A 22,613-nucleotide genomic window follows, 5' to 3' on the forward strand; every position below is an offset into this window, starting at 1 on the left:
GGGCGCCTCACCGTCGGGGCGCGCCTCCCCCTCACGCCGCCAGTTCCTCCGCCACCTCGACCGCCTCCGCGAGGCTGTCCACCACCGGTACGCCCACCGCCTCAAGGCTGGCCCGGCTGTGCGACCCCCCGGTGTACAGCACGGCCCGCGCGCCGGCGTGCCGCGCGGCCACCGCGTCATCGGCGGCGTCCCCGATCACCACCGTCCGCGCCGGATCCACCTCGCCCAGCGCCCCGAGGTGACGCACCATGTGCTCGGCCTTGCTGCCCCCCGACGGCCCGGTCCGCCCGTCGACCCGTATGAAGTGCGGCTCGATCCCGAACCCCCGCACCAGCGGCACGAGCTCCTCGTGCCCGTACATGCTCAGCAGCGACTGGCTGTGCCCCGCGGACAGCCACCCGACGAGCAGTTCCTCCACCCCGTCGGTCAGCCCGCACCGCACCCGCTCCCGCGCGTAGTACCGCTGGAAGACCCCGTCCATGACCTCCCACTCGGCAACCGTGGGCATCCGCCCCATCAACCGCTCGTAGAACTTCGGCACCGGCACGCAGTACAGCGCCCGGTACTTCTCCAGCGTGATCGGCTCCAGCCCGAGCTCGGCGAACGCGGCGTTCGTCGCCCCGATGATCGCCTCGTTGTCGTGGAACAACGTCCCGTTCCAGTCCCACACGATGTGGGCCCCTGCGTGCATCCCCATGCCGACCAACGTACCCGCACCCACTGACACGCAGAGCTGCGCCCGCTCAGCCCGGGCGGTTAGCCCGAGGCCCCGACCAGATTCGGGATCTCCTGCGTGGCGAACCACAGCAGCTCATGGTCCTCCGCCCCGTCCACCACGAACTGCGCGTCGTCGTCCCCACCGTCCGCCGCCCCCAGCGCCTCCGCCGCGGCCGCGACATCCGCCTCCGCGTCCCCCGCGTCGACATGCACGGATGCCGCCTTCGCCAGCGCCACCGCCTCCGTGACCCGCACCTCTCCCAGCGCGGCCGGGTCCAGGCCCCGGTCGGGGTCGACGACCGCCGAGCCGTCCGGTACGTCGACGGCGACCACGACCCGACGCCGCGGCGCACCCGCGTCCGCCGCGAGCAGCCGCAGCGAGGCCAGCGCGGCCCGACTCAGGGCGGCGTACTCCAGCTCCTCGATGTCGTCGGAGAGATACCACTCGCGCAAAGCGGGCGTGACGGCGTAGGCGACGAGCGGCCCGGACCCCAGCTTTCCCGTCTTGTGCGCCTCGGCGAGCCCGGGGAGGGTCAGGGGGACGTAGACGCGCATGGGGGCCGCTTTCCTGGTCGTCTTGTAGGGCCTTCAGGATACGTGCGGGCGTCCCCTTTCGAGTCCCCGCCGGCCCCTCTGAACACGTCAACCCGGCTCCCGGCATTCACCCGCCGAGCCCCCGGCAACACGGCCCTCCACGCCCTCGCATCACCCGGATAAGCGAACTTCCCGGCCCCCGCCGCGCGGGGCAACGCCTCCTTGCCACCCACGCCGCCGACCCCGTACAAGATCCCCAACCGCCAAGTTACTGCCCGGTATCGACCGGGTGCGGAGAGTGCACACAGAACGGGGATCACCATGCACAAGGTCATGACGAGGACCCAGCGCCGCTCGGCCACCCGCCCACCGGCCCGCCGCGACCCGGCCCGCCCCGGCGCGGCCCCTTCCCGCACGCCCGCCACCGGTGCCACCCCGCCCCGCGTCCCCGGCGGCGGCACCCCGCGCACGACCCACCCCGGCGACGGCCCACCCGGCTCCCCCACCCGCCCCACCCCCGCACGGCCCACCGACAACCGCCCGTCCCCCGCCCCCGGCGACCTCCGCCCCACCCGCGTCGCCCCGACCCCCACCGCAGCACCCCGAACCGTCCCCGCCCAGGGCCCGCGCCGCCCCGTCCCCCAGCCCCGCCCCACCGACCTCTTCGCCGACCGCCTCCTCGCCGTCCTGACCGGTCGGCGCCCCGTCCACTCCATGCTCGGCCACACCCTGGGCCACGCCTACGACGATCTCGCCCACCTCGCCGCCTACGGCCCCCTGCGCGCCGCCCACGGCGTCCGGCCCGTCGTCCGCGACATCGGCTACTTCGAGCCCCGCCCGGGCGCCATCGAGGCGTTCGCCCGCATCGGGGCCGGCGACCGCCTGCGCGCGATGGCCTTCCGCCTGGAACTGGGCCGCGACCACCGGTGGCGCTGCACCGCCGTCGAGGTGGGCGGCCCACGCCCCCGCACGGCCGACGAACAGGACTGAGCCACCAGGCACCGAGCGGACAGCAAGCCGAAGGGCCAGCCACCCCCGAAGAGATGACCGGCCCTTCACACAGCGGCAGCCCACAACGGCCGCCGCTCACCGCCTACTTCTTGCGACGACGCCCGCCCCGAGCCTGCTTGCGGCGCTCCGCGCGCGTGAGCCCGTCCGCCTCCGAGCGGACCGGCTCGTCGTCATCGTCGAACTCGCCCTCGATCGTGCCGCCCTCGCCGTCCACCGTCGGCGCGGAGAAGTGCAGGTTCCGCCGCTGCGGGGCGTCCAGCCCCTTCGCCCGGATCTCCGGACGCGCGCCCGCCTGCGCCGGCACGACATCCTGCTTCTCCAGGTCGGCCACCGGCTTGGCGTCCTCGACCGGGACCTCCTCGACCTGCTGCTCGACCTGGACCTCCAGGTTGAACAGATAGCCGACGGACTCCTCCTTGATGCCGTCCATCATCGCGGAGAACATGTCGAAGCCCTCGCGCTGGTACTCCACCAGCGGGTCCTTCTGCGCCATCGCGCGCAGGCCGATGCCCTCCTGGAGGTAGTCCATCTCGTAGAGGTGCTCGCGCCACTTGCGGTCCAGGACGGACAGCACGACCCGCCGCTCCAGCTCACGCATGATCTCGGAGCCGAGCTGCGCCTCCCGCGCCGCGTACTGCTCGCGGATGTCGTCCTTGATGGACTCGGCGATGAACTCGGCGGTCAGACCGGCCCGGTCGCCCGCCGCCTCCTCCAGCTCCTCCACGGTGACCTTCACCGGGTAGAGCTGCTTGAAGGCGCCCCACAGCCGGTCGAGGTCCCAGTCCTCCGGGAAGCCCTCGGCCGTCTCCGCCTGCACATAGGCGTCGATCGTGTCGTCCATGAAGTGCTGCACCTGCTCGTGCAGGTCCTCGCCCTCCAGGACGCGGCGCCGCTCGCCGTAGATGACCTCGCGCTGGCGGTTGAGGACCTCGTCGTACTTCAGGACGTTCTTACGGGTCTCGAAGTTCTGCTGCTCGACCTGCGACTGGGCGGACGCGATCGCGCGCGTGACCATCTTGTTCTCGATCGGCACGTCGTCCGGCACATTGGCCATGGACATCACGCGCTCCACCATCTGCGCCTTGAACAGCCGCATCAGGTCGTCACCCAGGGACAGATAGAAGCGGGACTCGCCCGGGTCGCCCTGACGGCCGGAACGACCACGCAGCTGGTTGTCGATACGCCGCGACTCGTGCCGCTCGGTGCCCAGGACGTAGAGGCCGCCGATCGCCTCGACCTCCTCCTTCTCCGCCTTGACGGCCTGCTCGGCCTTCTCCAGCGCGGCGGGCAGCGCGGCCGCCCACTCCTCGATGTGCTCCTCCGGGTCGAGGCCGCGCTGCCGCAGCTCCGCCTCGGCGAGGTCCTCGGGGTTGCCGCCGAGCTTGATGTCCGTACCACGGCCGGCCATGTTCGTGGCGACCGTCACGGCGCCCTTGCGGCCGGCCTGGGCGACGATCTGCGCCTCGCGCTCGTGGTGCTTGGCGTTCAGCACCTCGTGCTGGATGCCGCGCTTGCTGAGCTGCTGGGAGAGATACTCCGACTTCTCGACCGACGTCGTGCCGACGAGGATCGGCTGGCCCTTCTCGTGCTTCTCGGCGATGTCGTCGACGACCGCCTCGAACTTGGCGACCTCGGTGCGGTAGATCAGGTCCGACTGGTCCTTGCGGATCATCGGCTTGTTCGTCGGGATCGGGACCACGCCGAGCTTGTAGATCTGGTGGAACTCGGCGGCCTCGGTCATCGCCGTACCGGTCATGCCGGAGAGCTTGTTGTAGAGGCGGAAGAAGTTCTGCAGGGTGATCGTGGCGAGCGTCTGGTTCTCGTCCTTGATGTCCACCCCTTCCTTCGCCTCGATCGCCTGGTGCATGCCCTCGTTGTAGCGGCGGCCGGCGAGGATACGGCCCGTGTGCTCGTCGACGATCATGACCTCGCCGTCGATGACGACGTAGTCCTTGTCCTTCTTGAAGAGCTCCTTCGCCTTGATGGCGTTGTTCAGGTAGCCCACCAGCGGCGTGTTCACCGACTCGTAGAGGTTGTCGATGCCCAGCCAGTCCTCGACCTTGGCGACACCGGCCTCATGGATGGCGACCGTGCGCTTCTTCTCGTCGACGTCGTAGTCGCCCGTCTCCTCCAGGCCCTTGAGCGGGTTGCCCGCCTCGCCCTTCTTCAGGCGCGTGACCAGCTTGGCGAAGTCGCCGTACCACTTCGTGGCCTGGTCGGCCGGGCCGGAGATGATCAGCGGCGTACGCGCCTCGTCGACGAGGATCGAGTCGACCTCGTCGACGATGGCGAAGTTGTGGCCGCGCTGGACGAGCTCGTCCTTCGACCACGCCATGTTGTCGCGCAGATAGTCGAAACCGAACTCGTTGTTCGTGCCGTACGTGATGTCGCACGCGTACTGCTCGCGACGCTGGGCCGGCGTCATGTTCGCCAGGATGCAGCCGACGCTCAGACCCAGGAACCGGTGGACGCGGCCCATCATCTCCGAGTCGCGCTCGGCCAGATAGTCGTTGACCGTGATCAGGTGCACGCCGTCACCCGACAGCGCGTTCAGATACGCGGGCAGCGTGCCGACGAGCGTCTTGCCCTCACCGGTCTTCATCTCGGCCACATAACCGAGGTGCAGGGCGGCACCGCCCATCATCTGCACGTCGTAGTGCCGCTGGCCGAGGACGCGCTTGGCGGCCTCACGCACCGTGGCGAAGGCCTCCGGGAGCAGGTCGTCCAGGCTTTCACCATCGGCATACCGCTGCTTGTACTCATCGGTGAGGGCCCGCAGCTCGGCGTCGGAGAGGTCGACGAAGTCCTCTTCGATGGAGTTGACCTGGTCCGCGATGCGGTGCAGCTTGCGCAGGATCTTGCCTTCGCCTGCACGCATGATCTTCGAGAGGACGGACACGGGGGTTGGTCTCCTTGCCGGTCGGGCCTGGGACGGTCGGTTTTCCTTCTGACTTAACTGAGCAACGGCCATCGTATGCGAGGACCACGCCACGCCGGGAGGCCTGCCGTGACGACGACCGCACACAGGGGCACACCTGCTTCAAAATCTTCTTCAAAGGGGACAACGGCCAAGGCTCACGGATGGTGCCGCATCCACCCAACGAATTGCGCGAATTGTGATCACGCGCTCACACACCGCAAAAACATGGCGGCCGCCGTACAGCCCGACCACAATCGGCCGATGGACCCCGTCACCCTGACCTCGGACCGCCTCGTCCTCAGACCGATCGGCCCCCAGGACACCCACGCCGTGTACACGGCCGCGCAGGACCCCGACATCCAGCGCTGGACGACCATCCCCTCCCCCTACCACCTCGAACACGCCCGCAGCTTCACCGAACAACTCGCCCCCGACGGCTGGAGCACCGGCTCCATGTTCACCTTCGGCCTCTTCCTCACCGACACCACCCTCACCGGCGTCCTCAGCCTCACCCCGCGCTCCCTCGGCACCGCCGAGATCGGCTTCTGGACCGCCAAGGAACACCGCGGCCGCGGCTACATGACCGAGGCCACCCTCACCGCCGCCCGCTGGGCCTTCACCCACCTCGCGATGGACCGCGTCGAATGGCGCGCGGAAGTCGGCAACACCGCCTCCCGCGCCGTCGCCGAACACGCCGGCTTCACCATCGAGGGCACCCTGCGCTCCGCCATCAGCAACAAGGGCGTACGCAAGGACTGCTGGCTGGCCTCCCTGCTCCCCTCCGACCTGGACCTGCCCTCCACCGACCCCTACCTCCCGCATCGCCCCAGCTCAGAGCCGACTGTCAGACCCAGCGCCTATCGTGCGAACCCATGACGACCCCGCGCCCCACCACCGAGCTCTCCGCAGACGAGGCCCGCCGCATCGCCCTGCGCGCCCAGGGCTTCCTCGGCACGCCGAACCGCAAGGCCGGCGTCCGCGGCGTCCTCCGCCACCTCGGCGCGATCCAGCTCGACACCATCTCCGTCCTCGCCCGCTCCCACGAACTCATCCCCTACGCCCGCCTCGGCGCCGTGGGCCGCACCACCGTCGAAAACGCCTACTGGCACACCGCAGCCCCCGGCGCGCCCCAGGCACAACCCCACGCCTTCGAGTACTGGTCGCACGCCGCGTGCATCCTCCCCATCGAGGAATGGCCCCACTTCGCCTTCCGCCGCCGCGCCTACCGCAACCGCCCCCACTGGGGCCACACCCTCCCCGACGGCGTCTACGACCAGGTCATCAAGCAACTCACCACCGAAGGCCCCCTCACCGCCACCGAACTCGGCGGCGCCAAGAAGACCAGCGAATGGTGGGACTGGTCGGGCACCAAGGTCGCCGTGGAACGCGCCCTCATGTACGGCGAAGTGGTCTGCGTCCAGCGCCGCGGCTGGAAACGCGTCTACGACCTCGCCGAACGCGCCGTGCCCGACACCCTGCTCCACGACGACCTCGACGACACCGAATGCCTGCGCCGCCTGGTCCGCCTGGCCGGCCAGTCCCTCGGCGTCGGCACGCGCGCGGACATCGCCGACTACCACCGCCTCAAGGGCGACCAGGTCGACGCGGTGATCGCCGACTCCGGCCTGGTCCCCGTCACCGTCGAAGGCTGGACCAAACCCGCCTGGGCCGACCCGGCGGCCCTCGCCACACCCGCGCGCGGCCGCCACCGTACGACCCTGCTGTCCCCCTTCGACTCCCTCATCTGGGAACGCGCCCGCACCGAACGCCTCTTCGGCTTCACCCACCGCCTGGAGGCCTACGTCCCCAAACCCAAGCGCGTCTACGGCTACTTCGCCATGCCGGTCCTCTCCGGCGGCCGCCTCGTGGGCCGCGTCGACCCGGCCCGCGACGGCAGAACCCTCATCGCCCGACAGGTCACCTTCGACGACCCCAAGGCGGCCCCCGCGATCGCCCAGGCCCTCGTGGAAGCGGCGAGCTGGGTCGACTGCACCGACGTACGCGTCGAACGCGTCGACACCCCCGACCACCGCGAGCCCCTCACCCGCGAACTCGCCCGCCTTCTCGCCTAGGGCCTCTCTTTCGGATCTTGCCGGGGTCGCGGGGTCTGCTGGGCCGGGAGGCGCCGTCGCTCGGAGCCGACCAGATCCGAAAGAAAGGCCCTAGCGGATCTCGAGAATCTTCTCCCGCATCGCATACACCACGGCCTCCATCCTGGAGTGCAGCTGCAGCTTCTCCAGGATGTTGCGCACATGGTTCTTCACGGTGTTCTCGGAGATGAACAACTCCTTGGCGATGTCCCGGTTGTTCATCCCCGTCGCGACGAGCTTCAGCACTTCCAGCTCACGATCCGTCAACCGCGGCGCGGGAACGAGCCGGCGCTCGTCCGTGCGCTGGATCATCGATTTGAACTCAGTGAGCAGTTTCGACGCCATGGAAGGACTGATCTGCGACTGACCGTCGGCCACCGCCCGAATCGCGGTGGCCACCTCGTCGGTCGAGATCTCCTTCAACAGATAACCCGTCGCCCCCGCCTTGATCGCGTCATAGAGGTCGGCCTCCTCATCGCTGATCGTCAACATGATGATCTTCGCGCTGGGCGCCACTTCCTTGATCGACGTGCACGCCTCGATCCCGCCCCGCTTCGGCATCCGCACATCCATCAGGACGATGTCGGGCAGCAGATCGGCCGCCTTGTCCACCGCCTCGGCACCATCGCCCGCCTCACCGACGACCTGGATGTCCTCCTCGGCCGCCAGCACGATCTCCAGCCCCCGACGGAACAGAGCGTGATCGTCCACCACCAGGACCCTGATCGGCTCCTCGCGCGCGGCATCCCGGCCGGTGTCCGTGCCCGCGTCCGGGCCCATGCCGGTGATACCGCTGTCGGCACCCCCGCCATGCATCGGTCCGAAGCTGTCCGCCATCGTTCCTCCCCCTGAAGGCTGCGGCCGTGGTTCTGTGCCATCGCCAACCCAAGGCAACGGCCCACCCGTTGGACCGCCCTCGCCATGATTCCATGCCCCGACGACAACGCGGTGACAGAGAGGTGCGCCAAGGGGTCGCACGCGGGTGCCCCTGGGGGCGCACACGCGCGCTCCAGGGGCACCTCTCAGCCGTCACCGGGGCGATTCAGCCACCCAGCGTGCCACCGGGGGCGTTCGCCTGGGTGACCATCGTGTCCGTCGTGAGGTGGATGACGCCGTAGTCGTACGCGTGCCGCCGGTAGACGACACTGGGCTCCTTGGTCTCGGAGTCGACGAACAGATAGAAGTCGTGTCCGACCAGCTCCATCTCGTAGAGGGCCTGGTCGAGGCTCATCGGTGCGGCCACATGGGTCTTCTCGCGGACCACCAGGGGCCCTTCGCCCTGCACTTCCAGCGAGCCGATCTTCTTGGTGGGCACGCTGTCCTCATCACCGGGCTCGACCACATGGCCGTTCCCGTTGAGCGTCGCCACGCCCGGGACGTGGTCGGGGACCTCCGCTGCCGTGAGCCGGCGAGTGCCGCGTCGCGTGTACCGCTTGTCGTGCTGCTTGCGCAGCTGGGCGTCCAGCTTCTCCGCCGCCAGATCGAGTGCCGCGTACGGGTCGCTGGCCGCTGCCTCCGCCCGGATCACCGGACCACGGGAGCGGAGCGTGATCTCCACCCGGTCGCACCGGTCGGCCTGTCGGGGGTTGGGCTCCTTGGACACCTCGACGTCGAGGCTGATCACCTTGCCGTCGAGCTTCTGGATCTTCTCCAGCTTCAGCTTCTCGGCCACGTGCTTGCGGAACCGCTCGGGCACCTCGGTCTTGCGGCCCTTGACGACGATGTCCACGCAGAACTCCGTTCCCGGATCGCTCCGCCTCAGTCGCGGAGCGTCTCCCTCTTGCACCAGGCTCCGGTCAGTCCCGGAACCTCGGACTCGGTGACGTCCACCTCCTCCTCCCCCGTGGGCGCGATCTCGACCCCGGTGCTGCGGGTGATTGCCGAAAACCGCAGCACGGCATTCGGATATGAGAGGTGTGGCCTGCGGCTTTCCCTCACAACCGAACATATCTCGCCCGGACGGATGTCGTCACCCTCTACTGCGGCGTACCTCCGTTCAGGTGAATTGCTCCACTCATTACCTGCAACGACGCAAGTTCAGGCTCAGTTCCGGTTTATTGCGAAGGAATCCGGCGCCGCGGCGACCACCGCCGCGCAGACCACCCCGAGGCCCCCGCTCCCGGCCCCACCGAACCCGCCGTGACCAGCGCGAACACGATCCGCGAGCCCATCCACGTCACCGTCACGAAGCCGTTCACCACCCGTCGCGCCGCACGCCCCCGAGCCCCCGTCCAGGACTCCGCCCGGCCCTCGCATCGTGCCTACGCCGTGCCCACCCGACGACGCCTTTATGCGTCCCCCCGCGGAAATCCCCTCCGTATCCGCCATACCCTCCCGCACCGCCCGCGCCGCCTCCACGAGTGACGCACCCGTCGTCATCAGGTCGTCCACCAGCACCACCCGCCCGTACGACAGCACCCGCGCCCCCGAACGGGTCACGGCCAGCGCACCCGCGAGGTTGGCCGCGCGCTGCCGGGAGTCGAGCCCCGACTGGTCCGCCACGACCCGCCGCTGCCGCAACACCGCCGCCACCCGCGCCGACGTCCCCACCCGCCGCAGCTCGGCGGCGGCCGCGAGAGCGATCCGCCGCGCGGGGTCGTGGCCGCGGGCTCGGGTGGTTCGGGGGGAGGAGGGGAGGGGGACGAGAAGTACGTCGCTTGGCCGTACGCCATTCGGGGGGCCCTCCCCCTCCCCTCCCACCCCCACCTCCCCCAACCCCACCCGCACCGCCCCCGCCACCGCCACCCCCAGCGCCCGTCCCAGCCCCAGCGCCCCCCGCTCCTTGTGCGCCAGCAGCACCGCTCGCGTCTCGTCCGCGTAGGGCGCCGCCGCGTACACGGCGGGCAGTCCGGGCGGCTCGGGCGTGGGCCGTACCCGGCGCGCCGCCGTCCCGTCGAGGGTGGCGCGGCAGTCGGGGCAGAGCTCGGTGCGGGGGCGGCCGCAGCCTCCGCACTCGGCCGGAAGCACGAGGTCGGTGAGGTCCTGCCACCAGCCTCGTACGACGTTCACGGGGATCACTCTGCCAAGGGGGGACGGGGGACCACCACCCCTGTGGAAAACTGCCGAGCCCCCCTGTGGAAAACCATCAGGGGGCTCGCGTCCGGTGGCCGGATCGGCAGGTCAGCCGGGGTAGAAGACCGCGGAGGCGGTCTCCTTCAGGGTGCGCCAGCCGCTGCCGCCGGACAGCCACAGCAGGCCGTTCTCCGAGGTGGCGAACAGCGGGGCCTCGCTGTCGGGGGCGGCGGTGATGCTCTGCACCTGGGTCAGACCGGGCAGGGTGCTGCCCTCGGGGATGGAGCCGTCGCACTGCACGTACTGGCCCTGTTCGACGCCCCCGGACTCGCGTCCGACGACGACCAGCCGGCTGTCCCCGGCCCACGACATCGCGGTGACCTGCTCCAAGTCCGGTGTCGCGGACCGCAGTTCGAGCACCGACACGGTGCTCTGCGGTTCACCGGTCTTGTCGTCGGGTTTGTCGCCGGTCTTGCCGTCGGTCCGGTCGTCGCGTTCGATCCGCCCGATGAGCAGCGACTGCTTGCCGTCCTTCTCCACGACGAGCGCGATCCGCACCCCGTCGGCGGCGACGCGGACGGCGTTGATGCGTCCGTCGAGTCCGGGGGTGCGGACGACGAGCGGGGTGCCCGCGCCCTTGCGCAGGAGGTAGAGCCGCTCGTCGGCGGGGTTGCGGTCGGCGATCCACAGGTCGCCCTGGGAGTCCCAGCTGGGGGTGGTCAGCCGGTCGGTCTCGGTCTTGCCGTTGCTGCGCAGGACGGGTTCGCCGAGGGAGTTGCCGGTGACCATGGAGCCGACGTAGAGGGACTTGCCGTCGATGGTGACGCCGGCGGCGGCGTGTTCGTCGCGGGTGACGGCCACGGAGCGCAGTGCCTTGCTGCCGTCGCCGAAGGCGCCGGGTACGGGGGCGGCGTTGTCGACGCCGCCGGGGCTGCCGGCCATGCGGGCGAGCCGGTGGTCGCCGTCGATGAAGTACAGGCTGTCGGCGCGGGTGTCGGAGGCGCGGGCGGCGACGATCTCGGCGCGGTCCTCGGTGAGGGAGCACAGGCGGTTGCCGCCGGAGCGCAGTTCGACCTCGTCGACGGTGGGCGCGAAGCTCTGCAGGGTGAACAGCAGCTGGGCGGCCATCTCGTCGCACTTGCCGTGCCCGATGCGGGCGGCCTTGTCGTTCAGGGGGACGGTGAGCCGGTTCTGGTCGTCGGGGGCGAGGGGGGTGGTGCCCTTCTGCAGCGCGGTGCCGGGGGGGAAGCTGGAGCGCACGACGGGCCGCAGCCAGCTGGTGGGGCCGTCCAGCAGGGACCGCACGACCTGGGTCATGGGGTCCACGCGCTCGCGTACGTAGACGGGGTCGGCGACGGCGGACGGCTGGCGGGAGGTGCCGACGGTGGTGTCCGACGCGAAGAAGTACTTGTTGACGGACATGTAGTTGCGCTGGAAGTCCGACCTGCCCATGACGACGCCCTGGGGCAGCGCGTCGATGCGCCACTGTCCGGACTTCTTGTCGCGTGTGAGGTGCATGCTCTGGCTGTAGGCGCCGGAGGACGGCGCGTACGCCTGCTGGGCGTCGACGACGGCCACGCGCGCGCCGGTGAGCGTGAAGGAGAAGTCGGTGCCGTCGGCCCGGTTGCCGGTGCGGTCCGCCTCGGCCTCGGGGCCGTCGGCGAGGACGGTGGTGGACAGCTCGGGCCGCCAATTCCGCGCGGCGGTGGTCGTGAGGTACTGGCGGGCGGTGGAGAAGTTGGGGTCGTCGCTGGTGAGGGCTTCGAGGAAGCCCTGGACGATCTCCGGGGCCGGGGCGTCCTCGCGGGGCGGCATCGCGAACACCCGTACCTGGCTGTCCTGGCGCGGGGTGGACTCCACGCCGCGCAGGTCGCCGCTGTCGGGCATCGAGGCGCATCCGGCCAGCAGTACGGCGCCACCGGCGGCCCATGCCACCGTGCGCGCCGGTCTGCGCCGTGCTCCCGCCCCCCGGTCAGCGCCCACGAAATGCCTCCCCTTGGTCGTCCGAGGTCTGTGCTCCGGCGCCCTGGCGGCCGTCTCGGCCGTCTCGGCCGTCCGGTCCATCGCAGCCGTCGCGGCTGTCGCCGCCGTCACGGCCGTCACGGCTCTCGGGGCCGTTCGGCTCGTGCCGCTCGGCGGTCCCGCCGTTCGCGGCGGGTGGTGTGCCGTCGGGTCGTCGCGTGCCCGAGGCGGGCCGGGGCACCACGCGCGCACCGTTGCCGGGGAGCGCCGTGGGGTCGGCTGTGGGGGCCACGGTGGCCATCCTCGGTGCGAGGGGTGCCCGGGCAGGTGAGAGGGCCTCTGTGGCCGTCTGGACGGGCACGGTGGCGCTCTTCTGGCCCGCGCCGCGGGGCAGGCCGGCGTCGTTGAGTCCGCGGTTGCGGCGCGAGTCCTTGGGCTCCAGGGGTATCGGGGAGCCGCGCAGGGGTTCGTCGGCGGTGCGGGGCAGGGTCAGCCGGAACTGTGAGCCGCCGCCGGGTTCGCCCCAGGCCTGGAGCCAGCCGCCGTGCAGGCGGGCGTCCTCCAGGGCGATGGACAGTCCGAGGCCGGTACCGCCGGTGGTACGCGCGCGTGCGGGGTCGGCGCGCCAGAAGCGGCTGAACACGCGCGTGGCCTCGCCGGGCTTGAGGCCGACGCCGTAGTCGCGTACGGCGACGGCGACGGCGCCACCGGCGGAGGCGAGTTTCACGACGACGTCCTTGCCCTCGCCGTGTTCGACGGCGTTGACGACGAGGTTGCGCAGGACGCGCTCCACGCGGCGTGCGTCGGCCTCGGCGACGATGGGCTGCTGGTCGCCGAGGACGCGTATGGCGGTGCCCTTGCGTTCGGCGAGCGGTGCGGCTCCGTCGACGACGCGCCGTACGACCTCTCTGAGGTCGATGGGCTCTGCCTCCAGCGCGGCGGCGCCGGCGTCGAAGCGGCTGATCTCCAGCAGGTCGGCGAGGAGCGACTCGAACCGGTCGAGCTGGTCGGCGAGGAGTTCGGCGGACCGCGCGGTGACGGGGTCGAAGTCCTCGCGCGCGTCGTGGATGACGTCGGCGGCCATCCGCACGGTGGTCAGCGGGGTGCGCAGTTCGTGCGAGACGTCGGAGACGAAGCGGCGCTGCATCCGTGACAGGTCCTCCAGCTGCTGGATCTTCAGCTGAAGGTTCTGCGCCATCTTGTTGAAGGCTTCGCCGAGGCGGGCGATGTCGTCCTCGCCGGTGACCTTCATCCGTTCCTGCAGCCGTCCCGCGGAGAGCCTTTCGGCGATTCCGGCGGCCATGCGCACGGGGGTGACGACCTGGCGTACGACGAGCCAGGCGATGGCTCCGAGGAGTACGACGACGAAGAGCCCGGCGGTCGCCAGGGTGCCCTTGACGAGGCTGAGGGACTTCTCCTCCTGGGTGAGCGGGAAGAGGTAGTACAGCTCGTACGGGTCACCGTTGGGGTCGTTGACCTGCTTGCCGATGACGAGGGCGGGCTGGGACTCCTTGCCGTCGCTGTAGAGGATGCGGGTGTAGCTCTGGGCGGCGCCGGTGGTGGTGTTGACGCGTGCGCGCAGGTCGTCGGGCACGCTCTTGTTGGGGTCGACGAATCCGGAGGCGCGCGGTCCGCGCCAGGCGCCGCTGTCGTCGCCGGTGGGCAGTGTGACGACGTCGAAGGCGCCCTGGCCGCCGCTGGACAGCGACGACACCAGCTCACTCATCCATTCGATGACGTTCTGGGAGGTGTGTTCGTCAGCCGGGGTGCCGTCGTCGGCGGCCGCGCTGGCCGCTTCGTCGGCTTTCTGCTTGGCCACGGCGAAGCCGCCGGTGGCCTGGCTCTGGGACGCCTTCACCTTGGCGTCGAGCAGCCCGTTGCGCACCTGTCCGATGACGACGAAGCCCAGCAGCAGGACGACGCCGAGCGACATCAGCAGGGTGGTGGCGACGACCTTGAGCTGGATGTTGCGCCGCCACAGCCGCATCAGCGGCAGCAGCGGTCGCCGCACCCAGCGCAGCAGCAGCCTCAGGACGGGGCTGCCCTGCACCCCGCCCTGCAGCAGACCGCCCTCGAAGAGGCGGCTCCAGCGCGATCCCGGCGTCTTCCGGCCGACAGGCCGCTCCGGTCGGGCCCCGGACCGGCCGGGGGCCGCAGCGGCACTGTCCCCGGACATGTCAGCTGGGTCCGGCCTTGTAACCGACACCACGGACGGTCACCACGATCTCCGGCCGCTCCGGGTCCTTCTCGACCTTGGAGCGCAGCCGCTGCACGTGCACGTTGACCAGGCGCGTGTCGGCGGCGTGCCGGTAGCCCCACACCTGCTCCAGGAGCACCTCGCGGGTGAACACCTGCCACGGCTTGCGGGCGAGCGCGACCAGCAGGTCGAACTCCAGCGGCGTCAGCGCGATCGACTGCCCGTCCCGCTTCACGGAGTGCCCGGCCACGTCGATGACCAGATCGCCGATGGCGAGCTGCTCGGGCGCCGGCTCCTCCGACCTCCGCAGCCGCGCCCGGATGCGGGCGACGAGCTCCTTCGGCTTGAACGGCTTGACGATGTAGTCGTCCGCGCCGGATTCCAGCCCGACGACGACGTCGACGGTGTCGCTCTTGGCCGTGAGCATCACGATCGGCACGCCGGACTCCGCCCGGATGAGGCGGCACACCTCGATGCCGTCCCGGCCGGGCAGCATCAGGTCGAGCAGCACCAGGTCGGGTTTGGTCTCACGGAAAGCGGCCAGCGCCTTGTCGCCGTCGGCTACGAAAGACGGCTCAAAACCTTCACCACGCAGCACGATGCCGAGCATCTCGGCCAGTGCCGTGTCGTCGTCGACGACAAGGACTCGTCCCTTCATAAACGACATCATCCCATTCTCATAACAGTGACAGTGGCGCTGGTGAGCAGGGTCACTGGCCAGTGACGATAGTCGTACATGGTCGCTACTGTCTGCCCTCGCCGACAGCCACCGCCATCCCGGCGCACGCCGGACACCGCCACGGGCCGCCCGGACGGCCCGCGCCCGTGATCCGCCGCCCCTCTGCCGGGGCGGCTCAGCGTGCCGCGTCCGCTTCCGCCGCCGCGCGCGAGCGCGCGCACAGTTCGGCCAGCGCGTCCGCGGTGACCGGCGACGCGACGCCCTCCTCGGTGACGATCGCCGTCACCAGCTCGGGCGGTGTCACATCGAACGCCGGGTTGTACGCCTGCGTACCCAGCGGCGCCACCGGTATCCCGCCGCCCGCTCCCGTCACCGGCAGCTGCGGTCCCGCGATCTCGGTCACCTCGTGGCCGGCCCGCTGTTCGACCTCGATCGACGCCCCGTCCGGCGTCGACGGATCCACCGTCGTCACCGGCGCCACCACGATGAACGGCACATGGTGGTACCGCGCGAGCACGGCGAGCGGATAGCTGCCCACCTTGTTCGCCACCGACCCGTCGGCCGCGATGCGGTCCGCCCCGATCAGCACCGCGTCCACCTCGCCGGCCGCGAACAGCGAACCCGCCGCGTTGTCCGTGAGCAGCGTGTACGCCATCCCGCTGCGCGCCGCCTCGTACGCCGTCAGGCGGGCGCCCTGCAGCAGGGGACGCGTCTCGTCCACCCACAGCCGCCGCAGCCGCCCCGCCCGGTGCGCGTGGAGCGCGACCGCGAACGCCGTGCCCTCCCCACCGGACACCAGCGAACCGGTGTTGCAGTGCGTGAGGACGCGGTGGCCGCCGCCGGGCAGCAGCTCGTCCAACAGCGCCAGCCCGTGCTGGGCCATCCGGGTGCTGGCCTCGGCGTCCTCCCGGTGCAGTTGCCGCGCCGCGGCCAGCGCCGCCGCGGCCGCCTGCCGCTGGTCGCCGCCCCGCGTGAGCGCGGCCTCGTACGCCGACCGGGCCCTGTGCACGCCGACGGACAGGTTCACCGCGGTCGGCCGGGCGGCCGCCAGGGCGCTCGCGGCCTCGTCCACCTCGAACCCGCGCGCGGCGGCGAGCGCGACCCCGTACGCCCCGGCGATCCCCAGCAGCGGCGCCCCGCGCACGGCGAGCGAACGGATCGCCTCCACCAGCGCGGACGCGTCCGTGCACACCAGCTCGACCTCCTCGGCCGGCAGCCTCGTCTGGTCGAGCAGCACCACCACCGGCCCTTCGGGCGGCTCCTCCCAGCGGATCGCCGGTATCCCCGTGGTCGGTGTGTCCTCGCCGGATCGCGCGTAGTGATCAGCCATGCGGTCAGTCTGCCCCGTGTGCGGCGGACAATTGAAGGTGTGCAGCCCATACGGCGGCCGGTCCTGTGCCGACCGGCCCATGGCACGATGACTGCCAACCTGCCGCCGCGACCGCGGACGGGCACCGTGAAGGAGCGACGATGAACGACACTCCGGGCTGGGCCTCGCCCGGATCCGCCCCGTCCGACGGCCAGGAGCCGGCCGCTTCCGGCCCCGCCGAGCCCGCAGACCGCCCCGACGCCACGCAGCCGGCGGACCTGCCGGGGCCCGACCCACAGGACCCGGGCCCGAAGTGGTCCAAGGAGCAGCCCCCTCCCGGCCAGTGGTCCGCTCCCGCAGGCCCCCAGAACCCGCCCCAGCCACCCGCGCCCACCGGCCCCCACAACCCCGGCCAGACCCCACCGCCCCCGCCCCCCGGCCCCGGCCAGTCCCCCACGGGCCCCGGCCCGGGCTACAACGCCTGGGGCAACCCCGCAGGCCCCACCGGCCCAGGCGGATACGGCGGCACCCCCGGCGGATACGGCGGCCCCGCAGGCCACGGCGGATACGGCCACCCGGGCTACGGCCACCCCGGCTACGCCCCGTGGGGCACCGGCTGGGGCGGCCCCCCGCCCGCGGCCAAGCCCGGTGTGATCCCGCTGCGCCCGCTCGGCGTCGGTGAGATCCTCGACGGCGCCGTCTCCACCATGCGCGCCCACTGGCGCACCGTCCTCGGTATCTCCCTGACCGTCGCGGTCGTCATCGAGGTCATCGTCGTTCTCCTCCAGGGCCTCGTCCTCAACAACACCACGAGCTCGGAAGCCCTCGGCGACCCCAGCGCCACCGTGGAGGAACAGACCCGCGCCCTGGGCGACGCCCTGATCGGCTCCGGTGTCATCTTCCTGGTCACCCTGATCGGCACCGTCATCGCCACGGCCCTGCTCACCGCCGTCACCAGCCGCGCGGTCCTCGGCAAGCCGGTCACCACCGCGCAGGCCTGGCGCGACGCCCGCCCCCAGCTCCCCCGCCTGTTCGGCCTGATCTTCCTGCTGGTGTCCATCGCGGTCGGCGTCGGCCTCGTCGGCGCGCTCCCCGGCATCCTCGTAGCGGCCTCGGGCTCCGGTGACGCGGGCGCGGGCCTCGCCGTCCTCGGTGTGCTCGGCGCACTGGTCGTCGTCGCGTGGCTGCTGATCCGCTTCTCCCTTGCCTCCCCCGCGCTGATGCTGGAGAAGCAGACCGTCAAGAAGGCGATGACCCGCTCGGCGAAGCTGGTCCGCGGCTCCTGGTGGCGCGTCCTGGGCATCCAGCTGCTCGCCGTGATCATCGCGAACGTCATCGCCATGATCGTCCTCGTGCCCTTCGCCATCGCCGGCGCCGCCGCGGGCGACGGCGGCATCAGCGGCTTCCTCCACTCGGACGGCGACCTGGGCTGGACGTACCTCATCATCAGCGGCGTCGGCTCGGTGATCGGCTCCACGATCACCTTCCCGATCACGGCCGGCGTCACCGTGCTGCTCTACATCGACCAGCGCATCCGCCGCGAGGCCCTCGACCTCGACCTGGCCCGCGCCGCCGGTGTCCAGGACCACGCCACCGCCCCCGGCCCGACCCCCGGGAGCTGATGCGGTGAGCCTGACGGGGGGAGTACTCGCCACACCGGTACTCACAGCCGCACCGGCACTGCAGGGCCCGGCCGCCACAGCCGCACGGGCCCTGCCCCGCACCACCCCGGACACAGCGCCGACCCTGCTGTCCGCCCCGCTCGACACCGCACCACCACCCCTGCTCGCCCACCCCACCCACCTCGCCGTACGCACCCTGCTGCGCGCCGCCGACGCCTTCCCCCTGGCCGGCATGCGGGACGGCGAGGAACCCCCGCTGACGACCCCACGCGACCCCGCCCGCGAGGCGGCCCGGCGCGAACTGTCCAAGCGCCTGTACCACGAGGACGACCCGGGCCTGTTCGAACGCGCCCTCAACTGGTTCTGGAACTGGCTCGGCGACCTGTTCGGCGCCGCCTCGACCGCGACCCCCGGCGGCGCACTCGGCCTGGCCGTGATCGTCCTGGCCGTCGTCGCCGTCCTGGCCGCCCTGTGGTGGCGCCTCGGCACCCCCCACCGCCAACCCGGCACCGCAGCCGCCCTGTTCGACGAGCGCCGCCGCAGTGCCGCCGAACACCGCGCGGCCGCCGGCGCCCACGCCGCCCAGGGCCACTGGAACCAGGCCGTCCAGGAACGCATGCGTGCCATCGTCCGCTCCCTGGAGGAGCGTGCCCTTCTCGACGTACGCCCCGGCCGCACCGCCGACGAGGCGGCGGCGGACGCCGGCCGCACCCTGCCCTCCCACACCGACCGACTGCGCGCCGCCGCCCGCGACTTCGACGACGTCACATACGGAGGCCGGAGGGCGAGCGAGCAGACGTACCGGCGCATCGCCGAACTCGACCGCGACGTGGACCGCACCAAGCCCCACCATGCCCACAGCACCACTCGCACGACGGCCCACCAGCCCCCCGGGGGTGCCGCCGAATGACCACCACGGCCCCGCCCCCGTCGTCCACCTCGACCACCCCCACCGCCCGCCAGGTCTGGACCCGCGCGCGAGGCGTCGCACTCGCCCTCGTCCTCCTCCTGGCCGCGGCCGTCGCCCTGGCCGTCCTCCGCTCCGACGCCCGCCACGGCGCCCTCGACCCGCGCTCCGCATCCCCCTACGGCAGCCGCGCCATCGCCGAACTCCTCGCCGACCGCGGCGTGTCCACACGTGTGGTCACCACCCTGGACGAGGCCCGCGCCGCGGCCGCCCCGGACACCACCCTCCTGGTCGCCGTCCCCGACCTGCTGACGCGGCATCAGCAGACCGGCCTGCGCTCCGCCACCAGCGGCGCCGGCGGCCGCACCGTCCTCATCGCGCCCGGCAGCCCCTCCGTCGAGAACCTCGCCCCCGGGGTCACCGCGGACCCCGCCACCAGCCGCGGCTCCACGCTCTCCCCCGACTGCGACCTCCCCGAGGCCCGCCGCGCCGGCCCCGCCGACACCGGCGGCATCCGCTACACCACCACCCGCCCCGGAACCGACGAGTGCTACCCCAGCGAGCGCCTCGCCACCCTGCTGCGCATCCCGGACATCTCCGGCGGTGACACGATCGTCCTCGGCGCGCCCGACATCCTCCACAACGACCGGCTCGACGAGCAGGGCAACGCCTCGCTCGCCCTCCAACTCCTCGGCTCCCGCCCTCATCTGGTCTGGTACCTCCCCTCCCTCTCCGACACCTCCGCGGCCGGCACCGACGACGAGGAGAGCTTCTTCGACCTGCTCCCGTCCGGCTGGCTCTGGGGCACCCTTCAGCTCTTCGTCGCGGCAGCCCTCGCCGCCCTCTGGCGGGCACGTCGACTCGGCCCGCTCGTACCCGAGAAACTCCCCGTGGCGATCCGCGCCTCCGAAACCGTCGAAGGCCGAGCCCGCCTCTACCGCAAGGCGAACGCCCGCGACCGCGCGGCCGCCGCTCTTCGCTCCACCACCCGCACCCGACTCGCCCCTCTCGTAGGCATCCCCATCGCCCAGGCACACGCGCCCGAAGCCCTCGTCCCCGCCCTGTCCGCCCACCTCCACCGCGACGGACAGCCCCTGCACTCCCTCCTCTTCGGCCCGCCGCCCGGCGACGACGCAGCCCTGACCTCCCTCGCCGACCAACTCGACGCCCTCGAAAGAGAGGTACGCCGTCCATGATGGACCCGACCACTGACAACGCCGGGAACACCGGGGATCCGGGCGCCGCCCGAGCCTCCCTGGAGGCCCTGCGCGCCGAGATCGCGAAGGCCGTGGTCGGCCAGGACCCCGCCGTCACCGGCCTCGTCGTCGCCCTCCTGTGCCGCGGACACGTTCTCCTCGAAGGAGTCCCCGGAGTCGCCAAGACACTCCTCGTCCGCGCCCTCGCGGCCACCCTCGAACTCGACACCAAACGCGTCCAGTTCACCCCCGACCTCATGCCGAGCGACGTCACCGGCTCCCTCGTCTACGACGCCCGCACCGCCGAGTTCTCCTTCCAGCCCGGCCCGGTCTTCACCAACCTCCTCCTCGCCGACGAGATCAACCGCACCCCGCCCAAGACCCAGTCCTCCCTCCTCGAAGCGATGGAGGAACGCCAGGTCACGGTCGACGGCACCCCCCGCCCCCTCCCCGAACCGTTCCTGGTCGCCGCGACCCAGAACCCCGTCGAATACGAGGGCACCTACCCCCTCCCCGAAGCCCAACTCGACCGGTTCCTCCTCAAACTGACGATCCCTCTCCCCTCCCGCCAGGACGAGATCGACGTCCTCACCCGCCACGCCGAGGGCTTCAACCCACGCGACCTGCACGCCGCCGGCCTGCGCCCCGTGGCGACCGCCGCCGACCTGGACGCCGCCCGCGCCGCCGTGGCCAAGACGGCCATCTCCCCCGCCATCACGGCGTACGTCGTCGACCTCTGCCGCGCCACCCGGGAATCCCCCTCCCTCACCCTCGGCGTCTCCCCGCGCGGCGCCACCGCCCTGCTGGCCACCTCGCGCGCGTGGGCCTGGCTCACCGGCCGCGACTACGTCATCCCCGACGACGTCAAGGCCCTCGCCCTCCCCACCCTCCGCCATCGCGTCCAACTCCGCCCGGAGGCCGAAATGGAAGGCGTCACCGCCGACTCCGTCATCAACGCGATCCTCACCCACGTCCCCGTCCCCCGCTGATGGCACTCACCGGACGCGCCGCCCTCCTCGCGGCCCTCGGCTCCCTCCCCGTCGGCATCTGGGCACCCAGCTGGACGGGCATCCTCGCCGTCAACGCCCCCCTCGCGGTGGCCTGCGCCTGCGACTTCGCCCTCGCCGCCCCCGTACGACGCCTCCGCCTCACCCGCTCCGGCGACACCTCCGTACGCCTCGGCGAGACCGCGGACGTCACCCTGACCGTCACCAACCCCTCCGGCCGCCCCCTGCGCGCCCAGCTCCGCGACGCCTGGCCGCCCAGCAGCTGGCAGCCGGGCACCGAGATCGAAGCGTCCCGCCACCGCCTGACGGTCCCCGCCGGTGAACGTCGCCGCACCACCACCCGCCTACGCCCCACCCGCCGCGGCGACCGCCAGGCCGACCGCGTCACCATCCGCTCCTACGGCCCCCTCGGCCTCCTCTCCCGCCAAGGCACCCACAAGATCCCCTGGACGGTCCGCGTCCTGCCCCCGTTCACCAGCCGCAGGCACCTCCCGTCGAAACTCGCGCGCCTCCGCGAACTCGACGGCCGCACCAGTCTCCTCACCCGCGGCGAAGGCACCGAATTCGACAGCCTGCGCGAGTACGTTCCCGGCGACGACACCCGATCCATCGACTGGCGCGCCACGGCCCGCCACTCCACCGTCGCGGTCCGCACCTGGCGCCCCGAACGCGACCGCCACATCCTGCTCGTCCTCGACACCGGCCGCACCTCCGCGGGCCGCGTCGGCGACGCCCCCCGCCTGGACGCCGCCCTCGACGCGGCCCTTCTCCTCGCGGCCCTGGCCACCCGCGCCGGCGACCGCGTCGACCTCCTCGCCTACGACCGCCGCGTCCGCGCCCTCGTCCAGGGCCGCACCGCCCGCGACGTCCTGCCCTCCCTCGTCAACGCGATGGCCGGCCTGGAACCGGAACTCGTCGAAACAGACGCCCGCGGCCTCACCGCCGCAGCCCTCCGCACGGCCCCCCGCCGCTCCCTGATCGTCCTGCTGACCACCCTTGACGCGGCCCCCGTCGAAGAGGGCCTCCTCCCCGTACTGCCACAGCTCACCCAGCGCCATACGGTCCTGGTGGCGTCCGTGGCAGACCCGCACATCGCCCGGATGGCGATACTCCGAGGCAATGCCGAGGCGGTCTACGAGGCGGCGGCAGCGGCTCAGTCCCAGACGGAACGCCACCGCACCGCCGAACAACTCCGCCGTCACGGAGTCACGGTCGTCGACGCGACCCCCGATGAATTGGCGCCGGCCCTGGCCGACGCGTATCTCGCATTGAAGGCGGCTGGACGCCTGTAAGGAGGAACGGGGCCGTAAACGCAGAAAACCCCGCACCATAACGGTGCGGGGTTTCCCACAATGATTGTTCGGCGGTGTCCTACTCTCCCACAGGGTCCCCCCTGCAGTACCATCGGCGCTGTGAGGCTTAGCTTCCGGGTTCGGAATGTAACCGGGCG

Annotated in this window: 18 protein-coding genes and 1 rRNA gene; 8 read left to right on the plus strand and 11 right to left on the minus strand. The window is 71.8% G+C overall.

Annotation, left to right across the window (positions count from 1 at the left end; all coding sequences use genetic code 11):
• Window positions 1-31: 31 nt before the first annotated feature.
• Complete coding sequence (locus ACZ5NW_RS33775) at window positions 32-697, minus strand: HAD family hydrolase (RefSeq protein WP_468747820.1); 666 nt, start codon at window positions 695-697, stop codon at window positions 32-34.
• 59 nt (window positions 698-756) lie between these two features.
• A complete protein-coding gene (locus tag ACZ5NW_RS33780) occupies window positions 757-1,272 on the minus strand; it encodes a DUF6912 family protein (protein WP_468747821.1) in 516 nt (171 codons plus the stop codon).
• A gap of 300 nt (window positions 1,273-1,572) precedes the next feature.
• On the opposite strand from ACZ5NW_RS33780, the gene ACZ5NW_RS33785 reads away from it, so the two are divergent.
• Window positions 1,573-2,241: an Rv3235 family protein gene (locus ACZ5NW_RS33785; protein WP_468747822.1), complete on the plus strand. Its 669-nt coding sequence runs from the start codon at window positions 1,573-1,575 to the stop codon at window positions 2,239-2,241.
• A 103-nt stretch (window positions 2,242-2,344) separates the two neighbouring features.
• Here the strand turns inward: ACZ5NW_RS33785 and secA are convergent, their stop codons facing one another.
• Window positions 2,345-5,161: a preprotein translocase subunit SecA gene (gene secA / locus ACZ5NW_RS33790; RefSeq protein WP_468747823.1), complete on the minus strand. Its 2,817-nt coding sequence runs from the start codon at window positions 5,159-5,161 to the stop codon at window positions 2,345-2,347.
• 282 nt (window positions 5,162-5,443) lie between these two features.
• Here secA and ACZ5NW_RS33795 point away from each other — a divergent pair, with 282 nt between their 5' ends.
• Window positions 5,444-6,058 (plus strand): GNAT family N-acetyltransferase, encoded by a 615-nt coding sequence (locus tag ACZ5NW_RS33795; RefSeq protein ID WP_468747824.1) that lies wholly within the window; start codon window positions 5,444-5,446, stop codon window positions 6,056-6,058.
• Complete coding sequence (locus ACZ5NW_RS33800) at window positions 6,055-7,254, plus strand: winged helix-turn-helix domain-containing protein (protein WP_468747825.1); 1,200 nt, start codon at window positions 6,055-6,057, stop codon at window positions 7,252-7,254. The genes ACZ5NW_RS33795 and ACZ5NW_RS33800 overlap by 4 nt, the downstream gene beginning before the upstream one ends.
• 90 nt (window positions 7,255-7,344) lie before the next feature.
• Here ACZ5NW_RS33800 and ACZ5NW_RS33805 read toward each other — a convergent pair whose 3' ends face one another.
• The 7 genes from ACZ5NW_RS33805 to mtnA all read right to left on the minus strand — a co-directional run bounded on the left by ACZ5NW_RS33805 (window position 7,345) and on the right by mtnA (window position 16,452).
• Entirely contained in the window at window positions 7,345-8,109 is a 765-nt protein-coding gene (locus ACZ5NW_RS33805; RefSeq protein ID WP_468747826.1) for a response regulator, read from the minus strand.
• Window positions 8,110-8,314: 205 nt separating this feature from the next.
• Complete coding sequence (hpf, locus tag ACZ5NW_RS33810) at window positions 8,315-9,001, minus strand: ribosome hibernation-promoting factor, HPF/YfiA family (protein ID WP_468747827.1); 687 nt, start codon at window positions 8,999-9,001, stop codon at window positions 8,315-8,317.
• A gap of 314 nt (window positions 9,002-9,315) precedes the next feature.
• Entirely contained in the window at window positions 9,316-10,281 is a 966-nt protein-coding gene (locus ACZ5NW_RS33815) for a ComF family protein (RefSeq protein WP_468747828.1), read from the minus strand.
• Window positions 10,282-10,392: 111 nt separating this feature from the next.
• Window positions 10,393-12,267 carry an LpqB family beta-propeller domain-containing protein gene (locus ACZ5NW_RS33820; RefSeq protein ID WP_468747829.1) on the minus strand — a complete coding sequence of 625 codons (1,875 nt, stop codon included), beginning with the start codon at window positions 12,265-12,267 and terminating at the stop codon, window positions 10,393-10,395.
• Window positions 12,257-14,422 carry an MtrAB system histidine kinase MtrB gene (gene mtrB / locus ACZ5NW_RS33825; RefSeq protein WP_468747830.1) on the minus strand — a complete coding sequence of 722 codons (2,166 nt, stop codon included), beginning with the start codon at window positions 14,420-14,422 and terminating at the stop codon, window positions 12,257-12,259. Before mtrB ends, ACZ5NW_RS33820 begins: the two co-directional genes overlap by 11 nt.
• 1 nt (window position 14,423) lies before the next feature.
• A complete protein-coding gene (gene mtrA / locus ACZ5NW_RS33830; protein ID WP_015659998.1) occupies window positions 14,424-15,113 on the minus strand; it encodes a two-component system response regulator MtrA in 690 nt (229 codons plus the stop codon).
• 184 nt (window positions 15,114-15,297) lie between these two features.
• Window positions 15,298-16,452, minus strand: a complete 1,155-nt coding sequence (mtnA, locus tag ACZ5NW_RS33835) for an S-methyl-5-thioribose-1-phosphate isomerase (protein WP_468747831.1) — start codon at window positions 16,450-16,452, stop codon at window positions 15,298-15,300.
• A 140-nt stretch (window positions 16,453-16,592) separates the two neighbouring features.
• Between mtnA and ACZ5NW_RS33840 the strand changes: the two genes are divergently transcribed.
• The 5 genes from ACZ5NW_RS33840 (at window position 16,593) to ACZ5NW_RS33860 (ending at window position 22,455) form a co-directional block, all read left to right on the plus strand.
• Window positions 16,593-18,053: a glycerophosphoryl diester phosphodiesterase membrane domain-containing protein gene (locus tag ACZ5NW_RS33840; protein ID WP_468747832.1), complete on the plus strand. Its 1,461-nt coding sequence runs from the start codon at window positions 16,593-16,595 to the stop codon at window positions 18,051-18,053.
• 232 nt (window positions 18,054-18,285) lie between these two features.
• On the plus strand, window positions 18,286-18,963 hold the full coding sequence (locus ACZ5NW_RS33845) for a DUF4129 domain-containing protein (RefSeq protein ID WP_468747846.1): 678 nt from the start codon (window positions 18,286-18,288) through the stop codon (window positions 18,961-18,963).
• A complete protein-coding gene (locus tag ACZ5NW_RS33850; protein ID WP_468747833.1) occupies window positions 18,960-20,156 on the plus strand; it encodes a DUF4350 domain-containing protein in 1,197 nt (398 codons plus the stop codon). Before ACZ5NW_RS33845 ends, ACZ5NW_RS33850 begins: the two co-directional genes overlap by 4 nt.
• Window positions 20,156-21,145 (plus strand): AAA family ATPase, encoded by a 990-nt coding sequence (locus ACZ5NW_RS33855; RefSeq protein ID WP_468747834.1) that lies wholly within the window; start codon window positions 20,156-20,158, stop codon window positions 21,143-21,145. The genes ACZ5NW_RS33850 and ACZ5NW_RS33855 overlap by 1 nt, the downstream gene beginning before the upstream one ends.
• Window positions 21,145-22,455: a DUF58 domain-containing protein gene (locus ACZ5NW_RS33860; RefSeq protein ID WP_468747835.1), complete on the plus strand. Its 1,311-nt coding sequence runs from the start codon at window positions 21,145-21,147 to the stop codon at window positions 22,453-22,455. The genes ACZ5NW_RS33855 and ACZ5NW_RS33860 overlap by 1 nt, the downstream gene beginning before the upstream one ends.
• A 66-nt stretch (window positions 22,456-22,521) precedes the next feature.
• On the opposite strand, the gene rrf is transcribed toward ACZ5NW_RS33860, so the two are convergent.
• Window positions 22,522-22,613 (minus strand): 5S ribosomal RNA (gene rrf / locus ACZ5NW_RS33865); the annotation flags it as partial.

This window comes from Streptomyces sp. NPDC032126 (assembly GCF_055580085.1).

What these genes read in the sequence shown, in the direction of transcription:
- ACZ5NW_RS33775 (WP_468747820.1), bottom strand. Translation starts at nt 697, where the DNA reads ATGGGGATGCACGCAGGGGCCCACATCGTGTGGGACTGGAACGGGACG.
- ACZ5NW_RS33780 (WP_468747821.1), bottom strand. Translation starts at nt 1,272, where the DNA reads ATGCGCGTCTACGTCCCCCTGACCCTCCCCGGGCTCGCCGAGGCGCAC.
- ACZ5NW_RS33785 (WP_468747822.1), top strand. Translation starts at nt 1,573, where the DNA reads ATGCACAAGGTCATGACGAGGACCCAGCGCCGCTCGGCCACCCGCCCA.
- ACZ5NW_RS33795 (WP_468747824.1), top strand. Translation starts at nt 5,444, where the DNA reads ATGGACCCCGTCACCCTGACCTCGGACCGCCTCGTCCTCAGACCGATC.
- ACZ5NW_RS33800 (WP_468747825.1), top strand. Translation starts at nt 6,055, where the DNA reads ATGACGACCCCGCGCCCCACCACCGAGCTCTCCGCAGACGAGGCCCGC.
- ACZ5NW_RS33805 (WP_468747826.1), bottom strand. Translation starts at nt 8,109, where the DNA reads ATGGCGGACAGCTTCGGACCGATGCATGGCGGGGGTGCCGACAGCGGT.
- mtrB (WP_468747830.1), bottom strand. Translation starts at nt 14,422, where the DNA reads ATGTCCGGGGACAGTGCCGCTGCGGCCCCCGGCCGGTCCGGGGCCCGA.
- mtrA (WP_015659998.1), bottom strand. Translation starts at nt 15,113, where the DNA reads ATGATGTCGTTTATGAAGGGACGAGTCCTTGTCGTCGACGACGACACG.
- mtnA (WP_468747831.1), bottom strand. Translation starts at nt 16,452, where the DNA reads ATGGCTGATCACTACGCGCGATCCGGCGAGGACACACCGACCACGGGG.
- ACZ5NW_RS33840 (WP_468747832.1), top strand. Translation starts at nt 16,593, where the DNA reads ATGAACGACACTCCGGGCTGGGCCTCGCCCGGATCCGCCCCGTCCGAC.
- ACZ5NW_RS33845 (WP_468747846.1), top strand. Translation starts at nt 18,286, where the DNA reads ATGCGGGACGGCGAGGAACCCCCGCTGACGACCCCACGCGACCCCGCC.
- ACZ5NW_RS33850 (WP_468747833.1), top strand. Translation starts at nt 18,960, where the DNA reads ATGACCACCACGGCCCCGCCCCCGTCGTCCACCTCGACCACCCCCACC.
- ACZ5NW_RS33855 (WP_468747834.1), top strand. Translation starts at nt 20,156, where the DNA reads ATGGACCCGACCACTGACAACGCCGGGAACACCGGGGATCCGGGCGCC.
- ACZ5NW_RS33860 (WP_468747835.1), top strand. Translation starts at nt 21,145, where the DNA reads ATGGCACTCACCGGACGCGCCGCCCTCCTCGCGGCCCTCGGCTCCCTC.